Source organism: Paracoccus sp. S3-43 (assembly GCF_029027965.1).
In the GTDB taxonomy this organism is placed as follows: Bacteria; Pseudomonadota; Alphaproteobacteria; order Rhodobacterales; family Rhodobacteraceae; genus Paracoccus.
In genome coordinates this window covers 844957-856879 of record NZ_CP119082.1, presented here as the reverse complement: position 1 = coordinate 856879, position 11923 = coordinate 844957, and the positions used below count along the sequence as shown (strand labels likewise).

General features: G+C 68.5%; 13 protein-coding genes. 1 reads left to right on the top strand and 12 read right to left on the bottom strand.

Features of this window, described 5'->3' with window-relative positions; all coding sequences use genetic code 11:
• The first annotated feature begins 21 nt into the window (after positions 1 to 21).
• Complete coding sequence (locus PXD02_RS04425) at positions 22 to 543, top strand: DUF2231 domain-containing protein (RefSeq protein ID WP_275105713.1); 522 nt, start codon at positions 22 to 24, stop codon at positions 541 to 543.
• Here PXD02_RS04425 and PXD02_RS04420 read toward each other — a convergent pair.
• The 12 genes from PXD02_RS04420 to ehuC all read right to left on the bottom strand — a co-directional run bounded on the left by PXD02_RS04420 (position 531) and on the right by ehuC (position 11907).
• Positions 531 to 1010: a CopD family protein gene (locus tag PXD02_RS04420; RefSeq protein ID WP_275106359.1), complete on the bottom strand. Its 480-nt coding sequence runs from the start codon at positions 1008 to 1010 to the stop codon at positions 531 to 533. The two genes, PXD02_RS04425 and PXD02_RS04420, sit on opposite strands and share 13 nt — an antisense overlap.
• Positions 1011 to 1028: 18 nt before the next feature.
• On the bottom strand, positions 1029 to 1733 hold the full coding sequence (locus PXD02_RS04415; RefSeq protein WP_275105712.1) for a cytochrome c oxidase assembly protein: 705 nt from the start codon (positions 1731 to 1733) through the stop codon (positions 1029 to 1031).
• 93 nt (positions 1734 to 1826) lie between these two features.
• A complete protein-coding gene (locus PXD02_RS04410; RefSeq protein WP_275105711.1) occupies positions 1827 to 2723 on the bottom strand; it encodes a bestrophin family protein in 897 nt (298 codons plus the stop codon).
• Positions 2724 to 2914: 191 nt separating this feature from the next.
• A complete protein-coding gene (locus PXD02_RS04405; protein ID WP_275105710.1) occupies positions 2915 to 4285 on the bottom strand; it encodes an aspartate aminotransferase family protein in 1371 nt (456 codons plus the stop codon).
• A 2-nt stretch (positions 4286 to 4287) separates the two neighbouring features.
• On the bottom strand, positions 4288 to 5751 hold the full coding sequence (locus tag PXD02_RS04400) for an NAD-dependent succinate-semialdehyde dehydrogenase (RefSeq protein ID WP_275105709.1): 1464 nt from the start codon (positions 5749 to 5751) through the stop codon (positions 4288 to 4290).
• Positions 5748 to 6764: a N(2)-acetyl-L-2,4-diaminobutanoate deacetylase DoeB gene (gene doeB / locus PXD02_RS04395; RefSeq protein ID WP_275105708.1), complete on the bottom strand. Its 1017-nt coding sequence runs from the start codon at positions 6762 to 6764 to the stop codon at positions 5748 to 5750. The genes PXD02_RS04400 and doeB overlap by 4 nt, the downstream gene beginning before the upstream one ends.
• A gap of 3 nt (positions 6765 to 6767) precedes the next feature.
• Positions 6768 to 7949, bottom strand: coding sequence for an ectoine hydrolase DoeA (gene doeA / locus PXD02_RS04390; RefSeq protein WP_275105707.1), 1182 nt, complete (start codon positions 7947 to 7949; stop codon positions 6768 to 6770).
• Positions 7950 to 7960: 11 nt separating this feature from the next.
• The gene (locus tag PXD02_RS04385; RefSeq protein ID WP_275105706.1) at positions 7961 to 8929 is read right to left on the bottom strand and encodes a cyclodeaminase; all 969 of its coding nucleotides are present in this window, start codon (positions 8927 to 8929) and stop codon (positions 7961 to 7963) included.
• A complete protein-coding gene (gene eutB, locus PXD02_RS04380; protein ID WP_275105705.1) occupies positions 8926 to 9867 on the bottom strand; it encodes a hydroxyectoine utilization dehydratase EutB in 942 nt (313 codons plus the stop codon). Before eutB ends, PXD02_RS04385 begins: the two co-directional genes overlap by 4 nt.
• Positions 9864 to 10592 (bottom strand): ectoine utilization protein EutA, encoded by a 729-nt coding sequence (eutA, locus tag PXD02_RS04375; protein WP_275105704.1) that lies wholly within the window; start codon positions 10590 to 10592, stop codon positions 9864 to 9866. Before eutA ends, eutB begins: the two co-directional genes overlap by 4 nt.
• A complete protein-coding gene (ehuD, locus tag PXD02_RS04370) occupies positions 10589 to 11248 on the bottom strand; it encodes an ectoine/hydroxyectoine ABC transporter permease subunit EhuD (RefSeq protein ID WP_275105703.1) in 660 nt (219 codons plus the stop codon). Before ehuD ends, eutA begins: the two co-directional genes overlap by 4 nt.
• Entirely contained in the window at positions 11248 to 11907 is a 660-nt protein-coding gene (gene ehuC, locus PXD02_RS04365) for an ectoine/hydroxyectoine ABC transporter permease subunit EhuC (RefSeq protein WP_275105702.1), read from the bottom strand. Before ehuC ends, ehuD begins: the two co-directional genes overlap by 1 nt.
• Between the last annotated feature and the right edge of the window lie 16 nt (positions 11908 to 11923).

Genomic DNA, 11923 nt, shown 5'->3' with positions numbered 1-11923 from the left:
CAACCCTGTAGGATGATACCGATGCGACCCAAACGGACCTGGAGCCAACGGCGCCGCCTTTCCGATCCGATCGAGGAGCATTCGGCCTTCGACGACACCGAATCGACCATCGCCCTGGCGGGCCATCCGGTCCATGCGATGCTGATCACCTATCCCGTCGCCCTGGCGTTCCTGACACTGTTCGCCGACGGCATGTTCTGGTGGACGGGCGACGCCTTCTGGCCGCGCATGGCGGTCTGGACGGCGGGCATCGCCTTCGTAATGGGCGTGCTGGCGGGCATCGTCGGGACGGTCGAGCTGCTGATCGTTCCGGGCATCCGCATCCGCGCGCCCAGCTGGACGCATTTCATCCTGGCCTGCACGCTGCTGTCGGTCCTGGGCGTCAACTGGGGCTTCCGCCTGCCCGACCCGCAGGCGGCGGTGCTGCCGGTGGGGCTCCTGATCTCGGCCCTGGGCGTGGGGCTGACCACCGTCACCGGTTGGCATGGCGGCAAGCTGGTCTTCGACTATCAGATCGGCACGCAACGGGGTCATGGCAACTGACCCCTAGGCGCCTGCATGAACTGGGGCAGCAGATCCGCGACCCAGGCCAGATCCGGCTTGGCCAGCACCAGCCACAGCACCGCCGTCATCGAGGGCAGGCCGACCGCCAGGGCGATCCCCGGCCAGGGCATCTCATAGCCCCGGCGCGGATCGCTGCCGCTGCCCTGGCGTTGCGCGCCCGACTGCTCGATCAGATGGCCGATCCAGGCATGGGTCAGCGCCATCAGGGTGACGAAGGCCAGCTTGGCGATGAACCACAGGTCGAACACCCCGGCCGCGAAGATCAGCGCGGTGCCCGCCACCACGGCGATCACGGCGGCGGGGGTCGCAAACCCGATATAGCCGTAATGCGTCAGCAGCCGGAATTCGGAATAGCGGACCTGGCGTTGCGCGTGCCCATAGGCGATCAGCAGCAGCGGCAGCGCGATCAGCCCGGCGCACCAGCACAGCATCGCGGCGATGTGGATCGCCTTCAGCGCCGCGAATCATGCCGCGAAGCCCCGCTGCCAGCCCCGGCGCAGCATCCAGCCCGAAAAACCCGCCATCGGCAGGAAGCCCGGCACCCACAAGATCAGCCCGGCCAGCCGCTGATCGTCCAGGGCCGTCATGCCCCACAGCGCCGCGCCATCGACATGCTGGACATACAGGACGGCGGGCGCGAAGGTCAGCACCGCGCCCAGAAAGCCCATCACCCCCGCCAGCCCCATGGTCAGGAAGCTGTGGCCCAACACCGCGCGGCGCGGGCCGGTCAGGACCGCCGACCAGAAGGCCCAGGCGGGCAGCAGCAGCGCCGCCTGCATCAGCCAATAGACCGCATCGGACCGCCAGATCGCATCATAGACCGAAGGCAGGTGCCAAGCCCCCATCGCCAGGGCCATCCCCGCCGCCCCGGCCTGCGCGGGCCACCGCGCGGCCAGGGGCCAAGACAGCGCCAGGGCGGGCGCGGCCACCCCGGCCAGAACCAGGTGATGCAGCGCGCGGGCGGAAAACAGCGAGACGGTCAGCGCGCAAAGCGGCGACACGAAGGCCAGGGCAAGCGCCAGGACCGCGATGCCGCCCGCCCTGCCCGCCCCGCCTCGCCACAAGGCCAGCGCCAGCAGCGCCAGCCCGGCCAAGAGCAGCGGATCGAGATTCCAGGCGGTCCACAACCCACCAGGGGCGACGCCCGGGCCGCAATAGGGTTGGCTCATGGATCCTCGCTTTTCGTGGGGCTGGGGCCGCAGGCGGTCCAAGGATAATACCGAACCCCGCCAATGGCTTTCGTGCGGCGGCCGATGCCTGCGTCAGGTCAGCACGTAATCCTGAGGAACCGGCGTGGCGGGCAAGTCCGTCTCGCCCAGGGCGGATCGCAGGTGGATCTCGATTACCGTCGCATAGGCGGCGATCGGCAGGTTGTTCGGCATCAGGCCGAACGGCTCCTCCAGTTCCTCGCCCAGGGCGTCGAGACCGAAGAAGGTATAGGCGACCAGCATGGCGGCCAGGGGCGTGGACCAGCCCAGCATGTCGGCAAGGCCGAAGGGCAGCAGGAAGCAGAACAGATAGGCCGTGCGATGCAGAAGCAGCGTATAGGCAAAGGGCAAGGGCGTGTTGGCCAGACGCTCGCAACCGACCAGGGCCTGCGTCAGCCGTCCCAGGCTGTCGTTCAGGGCAAGCGCCTCGACCGGGGCAAGGCGGCCCTGCCGCAGCAACCAGCCGACCAGCCCGGCGACCTCATGCAGGATCCGGTCCGCAGGCTGGTGGGCGATGGCCGGGGCGCCCGCCGCCTGAAGGCTGGTCCTGTGTCGCAATTGCGCGACGACCGCGTGACCGAAGCCGATGATGTCGGTCAGGATCCGGCGCCGTTCGGGCGACGGGCCGTCCGCGGCGTCATCCAGGACCACCGTCTGCCGCGCGATGTCGCGGGCGGTGTGGATGATCCGGCCCCACAGCTTGCGGGCCTCCCACCAGCGGTCATAGCAGGAATTGTTGCGAAAGCTGAGAAAGATGGACAGCGCGATGCCGATCAGCGTCAGCGGCGCGGGATTGATCGCCGGCACGATCTGGGGCGCATGGCGATGGGCGGCCACGACGATCAGCGACAACAGGCCCACGGCGGCAAGCTGTGGCCAGGTGCGCAGGATGATCGACCCCTTCAGGACGAAGAACAGCGTCAGCAGGCCGGGCCGTGGGCGGACGATCATCGGGCCAGCCCCCGGCCGGCAGGGCTGCGAAAAACGGTTCTGACGGGTTGACGCGGCACCTGCGGCTGTCCTGACCAATGCACCGGGATTGAAGCGGCGACCTGGCCTCTCTTGTCAACCCCGGCCGCTCTCATTCTTCTTCATCCAAATATCCCGCAGGGGGTCCGGGGGACGCGAAGTCCCCCGGCGTCTCAGCCCAGCACCTCGCGCACCGATTCAGCGGCGGCGCCGACGATGGTGTCGGCCTCGGCGCGGGTCAAGCACAGCGGCGGCGCAAAGCCCAGGATGTCGCCCTGCGGCATGGCCCGCGCGATCACCCCGCGCTTCAGCATCGCCGCGACGACCCTGGCCCCCACCCCTTCGGAGGCGTCGAAGAACGTCCGCGAATCCCGGTCGCGGACCAGTTCCACGGCGCACAGCATCCCCTCGCCCCGGATCTCGCCGACATGGGGATGGTCGCCAAGCGCGGCCCGCATCCGCGCGTTCAGATAGGCGCCGGTTTCGCCCGCGTTCCGCACCAGCCCCAGGTCGTCGATCAGCTTCAGGTTGGCGATTCCCGCCGCCGCGCCGATCGGATGGGCGGAATAGGTCCAGCCATGGCCGAGGACGCCGTTCTCGTCGCTGCCCTGCATCAGCACGTCCCAGACCCGCTGGCCGATGATCGACCCCGACAGCGGCGCATAGGCACTGGTCAGCCCCTTGGCGCAGGTGATGATGTCGGGCTTCATGCCGTAATGATCGGACCCGAACATCGACCCCAGCCGGCCGAAGCCCGTCACCACCTCGTCGGCGATCAGCAGGATGTCGTATTTGTCCAGCACCGCCTGGATCGCGGGCCAATAGCCCTCGGGCGGCGGCACGATGCCGCCGGTGCCCAGCACCGGCTCGCCGATGAAGGCGGCGATGGTGTCGGGGCCCTCGGCCTTGATCAGCGCCTCCAGCTTGTCGACGCAATAGCCCACGAAGCTGCTCTGGCTCTGCGAGGGGTCGGGGCGGCGGAAGTAATAGGGCGCCTCGGTATGGATCACCTGCGCCAGGGGCAGGTCGAACTTCCTGTGGAACAGTTCCAGCCCCGTCAGGCTGCCGGTCATCAGGCCCGACCCGTGATAGCCCCGCCAGCGGCTGATGATCTTCTTCTTCTGCGGCAGGCCGCGAATGTTGTTGTAATACCAGACCAGCTTGATGTTGGTTTCATTGGCGTCCGATCCGCCAAGCCCGAAATAGACCCGCGCCATGCCTTCGGGCGCGCGCTCCATCACCATCTTGGCCAGCGTGATCGAGGCCTCGGATCCATGCCCGGCATAGGCGTGGTAATAGGCCAGCTCGCGCGCCTGCGCGGCGATGGCATCGGCGATCTCCGTCCGGCCATAGCCCACGTTCACGCAGTAAAGGCCCGCGAAACCGTCCAGCAGGCGGTTGCCGTCGCGGTCGATGATATGGACGCCCTCGGCCCCCTTGACGATGCGCTGCGCGCCTTCGCCGCGGGCGAATTGGCCCAGGTTGGTCGAGGGATGGAAAAAGCTTTCACGATCCCATTTCGCCAGTTCGTCATTCGTCAGCATTCTCATGCCCTCCTGTGTTCTGCCCAGTCGCGGCAGACATATTTGATTTCGGTGAAAGCCTCCAAACCGTGGCGGCTGCCCTCGCGGCCAAGGCCCGATTGCTTCATGCCGCCAAAGGGGATCGGCGCGCCCGTGACCTTGGTGCGGTTGACCGCGACCATGCCGAATTGCAGCGCGCGCGACAGGCGATAGATGCGGCGCGGATCGCGGGAATGGACATAGGCGACAAGGCCGTATTCGGTGCCGTTGGCGATCCGCACGGCCTGGTCCTCGGTATCGAAGGGCGCGATGGCGGCGACCGGGCCGAAGGTTTCCTGATGGAAGATCAGCGCATCGACAGGGACATCGGCCAGCACCGTCGGCTGATAGAACAGCGGGCCTTGGGGGTCGCGCCCGCCGCCGGTCAGCAGCCGGGCGCCGCGTGACAGGGCGTCGGCCACATGCTCCTCTTGCTTGCGGACCGCGCCTTCGTTCATCAGCGGGCCAAGGTCGCGGTCCTGTTCGCCGGGGCCCAGCGTCAGCGCGGCGGCGGCGTCCGCGAAACGGCGGCAGAACTCGGCATAGATCGGGCGTTCGACCAGGAAGCGGTTGGCACCGAGGCAATCCTGGCCCGAGGTCGCGAACTTGGCCTTGATCGCCTCGTCCACCGCCAGATCCAGATCGCAATCGGCGAAGGCGATGAAGGGCGCGTGGCCGCCCAGTTCCAGCACCAGCCGCTTTACCGTGTCCGAGCTTTGGCGATACAGCAGCCTGCCGATTTCGGTGGATCCGGTGAAGGACAGCGCCCGCACGCGCGGATCGGCGCACCATTCGCCGACGATTTCCGACGCCTCGCCCGTCACCACGTTGAACACCCCGGCAGGGAAACCGGCGCGATCCGCCAGCTCGGCAAGCGCCGTCGCCGACAGCGGCGTTTCGGCGGAGGGATGGATCACCACCGTGCAGCCCGCCGCCAGGGCCGCCGCCGCCTTGCGGGTGATCATCGCGCAGGGGAAATTCCAGGGCGTCACCAGGGCCGCGACCCCCACGGGTTCCCGCCACAGCTCCATCTCGGCCGTGGACAGGTGCGAGGTCACGCTTTCGATATTGGGACGCTTGGCTTCCTCGGCATAGAATTCGACGAAGCTGGCGGCATAGTCGATCTCGCCCCGCGACTCCGACAGCGGCTTGCCCTGTTCGGCGGTCATGATCCGGGCCAGATCCTCGCGGTTGTCGCGGATCAGCTGGAACCAGCGGAACAGGATCGCCGCACGTTCCTGCGGCAGCGCGGCGGCCCAGGCAGGAAAGGCCGCGTCGGCGGCATCCACGGCGGCACGGGCGCCCGCCGCATCCAGTTTCGCGACCTGCGCGACGGTTCCGCCGGTGGCCGGATCGGTGACGGCGAAGCGGTCGCCGCCGATCCCCCCGCCGGTCCATTGCCCGTTCACGAAGGCGTCGGGGCGCATCAGGGTCTTGTCGGCAATCATTCGTCCACCTCTGCGCCGATGACGGCGACGCAATCGCCGGGTTTCACGATGCCGGGGAAATGCCGCGCCATCATCAGCCCGGCGCGCGCGGCGGTGACGGTCACGGGCGGCAGCCCGGTGCGGGTCACGGGAAAGATGCGGGCGACCGGCTGGTCCCGCGCGACGGCATCGCCCAGATCCACGAGGAATTCGATCAGCCCGCCGTCTTCCGCGAAGGTGAAGCAATCGGCGTCCGGCATGTCCAGCCATTGCGTCGGCTGGGCCTCAACCTCGCCGCGCAGGACGCCCGCCGCGATCAGCAGGTTGCGCAAGCCGCGCTTGGCGATGCCCGCCGTGCGCGCGGTCGCGGTGCCGCCGCCGCCCAGTTCGGTGGTGACGAAGATCTTGCCCATCTCCTCGGCGGCGGTGTCGTACATGCCGACCGCGTCGATCTCCAGCATCCTGACCGACCAGGGCGCGCCGAAGGCGCGGACCAGATCGAAGCTCTGCCCCTCCTGCCGCTTGTCGGGCAGGATGTGCGCGGCGCAATAGGGCAGGAAATCCAGTGTCTTGCCGCCCGAATGGAAATCCACGACCACATCGGCCATCGGCAGCAGAACCCGCTGGAAGTAATCGGCGATCTTCTGCGTCACCGTGCCGTCGGGGCGGCCCGGAAAGCTGCGGTTCAGGTTGCCCCGGTCGATGGGAGAGGTCCGCGTCCCCGCCCCGAAGGCCGGATAGTTCATCGCCGGAACGATGATGATCCGGCCCGTCACCTGATCGGCCCGGACGGTCGCGGCCAGGTCGAACAGCGCGATCGGGCCTTCGTATTCGTCGCCGTGATTGGCGCCGGTCAGCAGCACGGTCGGCCCCTCGCCGCCCACGACCACGGCGATGGGGGTCATGATCGACCCCCAGGCCGCGTCGTCGCGCGAATAGGGCAGGCGCAGGAAACCGTGGCGGACGCCCGGTTCCGCGAAATCCACCGTCGCCGTGATGGGCGACGGCGTCAGTTGCATCTGAAGGGGCAGCATGGCCTAGTCCTTCACGAACAGCTTGCGCGGCACCGCAGCCAGCAGTTCCGGCGCGCCTTCGGTGATGGCGATGCTTTCGGTGATCTCCAGGCCCATCTCCTCGGACCAGAGGCCGGTCATGAAATGGAAGGTCATGCCGGGTTGCAGCACGGTCCGGTCGCCCGGACGCAGCGACATGGTGCGCTCGCCCCAGTCGGGCGGATAGCTGACGCCGATGCCGTATCCGGTGCGGCCGTCCTTGACGATGCCGTATTTCTTCAGCACCGCGAAAAAGGCCCCCGCGAACTCTTCGCAGGTATTGCCGGGCCGCGCGGCCTCAAGCCCGGCCTCCATGCCCTCCAGCACGGCCTTTTCGCCATCGAGAAACACCTGCGTGGGCTTGCCCAGGAACACCGTCCGCGACAGAGGCGCATGATAGCGGTTATAGCAGCCCGCGATCTCGAAGAACGTCCCCTCGCCCGCGCGCATCGGCTGGTCGTCCCAGGTCAGATGCGACGCGGCGGCCTCGCGCCCCGAGGGCAGCAGTGGCACGATGGCCGGATAGTCGCCCCCGAAACCATCGGTGCCGCGAATGCCCGCGTCATAGATCTCGGCCACCAGGTCGCATTTGCGCATCCCCGGCTCGATCTTCTCGAAGATGCGCTCGTGCATCCTGGTCACGATGGCCCCGGCCCTCCGCATGTAGTCCAGCTCGGTCGGGGATTTCACCGCGCGCTGCCAGTTCACCAGCCCGGTCGTGTCGCTGAATTTCGCGTCGGGCAGGTGCTTTTGCAGGGCGGCGAAGGCGGCGGCGGTGAACCAGTAATTGTCCATCTCGACGCCGATGCGTTTCGCGCCCCAGCCCTTGTCCGTCAGGATCTGCGACAGCAGGTCCATGGGATGCTTCTGGGTGTTCTGCACGTAATCGTCGGGATAGCCGATGATGTTGGCGTCGTTCAGATAGGCGGTGAACCGCGCGCCCACGGCATCCATGCCGCGCCCGAAGAAGATCGGCTCTCCGTCCGGGGGCACGACCACGCCTTGATGGACATAGAAGGACCAGCCGTCATAGCCGGTCAGCCAGTTCATGTTGGACGGATCGGTGACGATCAGCAGATCGACGCCCTTCTCCTCCATCGCCCGGCGGGTCTTGGCGAGGCGCTGCGCATATTCCTGACGGGTGAATTTCAATGCGACATCTGTCATGGGGGTTGCTTTCAAAGGGTGAAGTCGTGGCCCGCCCCGGCCTGGGCCGCGCGGGCCAGGGCAAGGGCGGCGATGGCGGTGTCCTGGATGCCGGTGCCGGTCAGGTCCGCCAGGGTGATCTGATCCGGGCTGCTGCGGCCAGGGGCCAGACCGGCCAGGATTTGTCCCAGTTCGGGAAAACCGCCGTCCGGCCCGGCGTGGTGCAATTCGCCCAGCGTGCGGGTTTGAGACAGGCGGTCGGCGACGTAATGCGCGCCCCGTATCAGATCCGCGGCGATCTCGTTCTTGTGCGGCGCGTCCGACCCCATGGCGGTGACATGGGTGCCCGGCGCGACCCGGTGCAGGATCGGGGTGTCCGAGGGCGTCGTGGTCACGACGATCCCGGCGTCCCGCACCGCGTCCTCGACCGAGGCGGCGGCGGTGACGGGGATCGACAGCGCGGCGGTCATTTCCTGGGCAAAGGCCCGCGCGCGGCCAGGATCGCGCGCCCAGACCGTGGCGCCGGTCAGCGGCCGAACCAGGGTCAGCGCCTGCAACTGCATCCGCGCCTGCATCCCCGCGCCCAAGATCGCGGCAGTCGTCGCATCGGCCCGCGCCAGCGCATGGGCGGCGACGGCCCCTGCGGCGGCGGTGCGGATGTCGGTCAGATAGCCGTTGTCCAGCAGCAGCGCCTCGACCAGACCGGTCGTCGACGACAGCACCACCATCATGCCGTTGGTGGAGGGCAGGCCAAGCGCCGGATTGCCGAAGAAACCGGGCGAGATCTTGATGGCGAAATGCGACAGGCCGGGGACATAGGCGGTCTTCACATCGACCTCGCCCCGGTGTTCGGGGATATCCAGGCGCAGGATCGGCGGCATGGCGACGGGTTTGGTCGCCAGCGCCAGGAAGGCGTCGCGGATGCAGGCCACCGCCTCGGCGCCCAGGGGCATCAGGGCGCGCAGATCGGCCTCGGTCAGGATTTTCACGGGCGGCCTCATGCGGCATCCTCCTGCATCAGCCGGGCGTGCTGGGCGGGGTCGATATTGCCGCCCGACAGGATCGTGACGGCGGGGCCTTCGGGCGCGAATTTCCCGGCCAGCAGCGCGGCATGGCCGACCGCCGCCGCGCCCTCGACCACATGGCCCGCGCGGCCCAGATGACGGATGGCGGCGGCGATTTCGGTCTCGGTCAACAGGATCACCCGGTCCAGCAGGTCGCGGCACAGCGCGAAGGTGACGCGGTTGTCCAGACCGATGCCGCCGCCCAGGCTGTCGGCCAGGGTCGCGACCTCGGCCACCTCGACCGGGCGACCCGCGCGCAGGCTGGCGGCCATGGCCGCGCCGTTCTCCATCGTCAGGCCGATCACGCGGGTCGCGGGCGAGATCGCCTTGATCGCCACCGCGATCCCCGCCGCCAGCCCGCCGCCCGACAGCGGCACCAGCACGGCCTCGGGCGCGCCGATCTCCAGCCCGATGGTGCCCTGGCCCGCGACCACGTCGGGGTGGTCGAAGGGCGGGATCTGGGTTAACCCCTCCTCCGCCACAAGGCGCGCGACTTCGGCCATGGCCTGGTCCTGGCTGTCACCGACGATCCGCACCGTGGCGCCCAGATCGCGGATCGCCCGGACCTTGTTGGCGGGCACCAGCCGCGACAGGCAGACGGTGGCGGACACGCCAAGCGCGCGGGCGGCATGGGCCAGCGCCCGGCCGTGATTGCCGGTCGAGGCCGTCACCACGCCCCGCACCCCGGCGGGCAGCGACAGGATCGCATTGGTCGCGCCGCGCAGCTTGAAGGCGCCGGTCGGCTGGAGATGCTCGCATTTCATCATCACGGGCCGGCCCAGCCGGTCGCTCAGCGCATCGTCGCGGACCAGCGGCGTTTCCGCAACATGGCCCCGGATGCGGGCGGCGGCGGCCTGGATGTCGTCCAGCGTCATGACAGCCTCATCAGTTTACCGGGGGCAAGGGCGCCGGTGACGCCGCAGGCGCGCGCGGCGGCCCAGAGCGTCGCGGAATTGGCCGAGACGACGGGCAGGCCCAGGGCGTCCTCGATCCGGTCGATGATCGCGGCGGCGCGGACGGCGGTGCAGGCGATGAACAGCGCCTGGCTGCCGGGGGCGACCGCCGCTCGCGCGGCCTCGATGATGCTGGCGTGGCTGATCCGCGCCATGTCGCGGTCGTCGGTCAGACCCAGACAGGACACGGTTTGCAGCGCAAAGCCGCCTGCCTCGAAGCAATCGGCCATGGGCTGCGTGGTCTGGGGCGTATAGGGGGTCAGCAGCGTGATCCGCTCCGCGCCAAGCGCCCGCAGCGCCGCGAACCCGGCCGAGATCGGCGTGATCGCCGCCGCCCCCGGCTTGCCCGCCGCGATGGAAGCCCGCACCCGGTCGTCGCCGATGACCACTGATGCCGAGGTGCAGCTATAGACCACCGCATCCAGGTCCTCGTCCGGCAGGATCAGCGCCGCCGCCCGCGTCACGTCGCCCGCCATCGCGGCCAGCGTTTCGGGCGTGACCGGATTGGCGAAGGGGATCCGGGTCGCATAGACGCCGATGCCATGGGGCGGCAGGGCCGCGAAATCGACCTCGGTCGTGTGGTCGGTGGCCAGCGTCACCAGGCCCACGCGATGCGGCAGGGGGCGGTCGTCCAGTTGCACGGTCATTTCCCCACCCCGCCATAGCGCCCTTCCAGCCAGCGCAGCCCGATGACCGAGATCACGCTGACGATCAGGAACATCGCGCCGACCAGCGTCATCGGCTCGACATAGCGATAGGAGCTGTTGGCGACGGACCGGGCCTGGTTCATCAGTTCCAGCACGGTGATGGCCGACAGAAGCGGCGTTTCCTTGAACATCGCCAGCAGGTAGTTCGCCATGGCCGGGATCATCGGCGGCACGGCCTGCGGCAGGATGACGTGGATCCAGGTCTGCCGCGCATTCAGGTTGGTGGCCTTCGCGGCCTCCCACTGCCCGCGCGAGACGGCCTCGATCCCGCCGCGATAGACCTCGGAGGCATAGGTCGCATAATGCAGGCCCATGCCGATCACCCCCGCCGTCAGCGCGGGCAGGCGGATGCCCAGGTCGGGCAGGACGTAGAAGATGAAGTAAAGCTGCACCAGCAGCGGCGTGCCGCGGACGAATTCCACCACAAAGCCGGTGCCGCGTGACACGACCCGGTTCCGCGACCGGCGCAGGATCGCAAAGACCAGCCCCAGCACGGCGGCGACCACGGCGCCAAGCGCGGTGGCGATCAGCGTGATCCTGAACCCCGCCAGCAGCTGCGGCATGATCGAGGCGGCGAAGTCCCAATCCCATTCCATCAGCGCACCCCGTCCAGGCCGCGCGTCACACGCCGCTCATAGCGGCGGATGGCGAAGGAAATCACCGACGACATCGCGAAATACAGAACCAGGATCGTGACGAAGGGCAGCAGCGTGTTGCCGGTCTGCGAGCGGACCACCTGCGCCTGGAAGGTCATGTCGGACAGCGAGATCAGCGACACGACCGAGGTCGCCTTCAACAGTTCGATGGCGTTGTTGCCGAAGGTCGGCAGCATCAGCGGCAGCGCCTGCGGCAGGATGATGTGGCGCATCCGCTGGAAGCGGGTCAGGTTGACGGCGGTGCAGGCCTCGTCCTGGTCGCGCGGCACGGCCAGGATGGCGCCGCGCACCACCTCGGCCCCATAGGCGCCCACGTTCAGGCCAAGCGCCATGACGCCCGCCTGCATCGGCGTCGGCGCCCACAGCCCGGTCATCGGCAGCACGAAATAGATCCAGAACAGCTGCACGAAGATCGAGGTGCCCCGGAAGAACTCGATATATCCGGTCGCCAGCCAGCGCAGGGCGGCATGGCGCGAGATGCGGCCCAGCCCGGCGATGAAGGCCACCGCCAGCGCCAGGGCGGATCCCATCAGCGTCAGCTTGACGGTGACCCATGCCCCCTGAAGGATAAGCGTCAGATATCCAGACCAGTCGCCCATGCGCTGATGCCTGCCT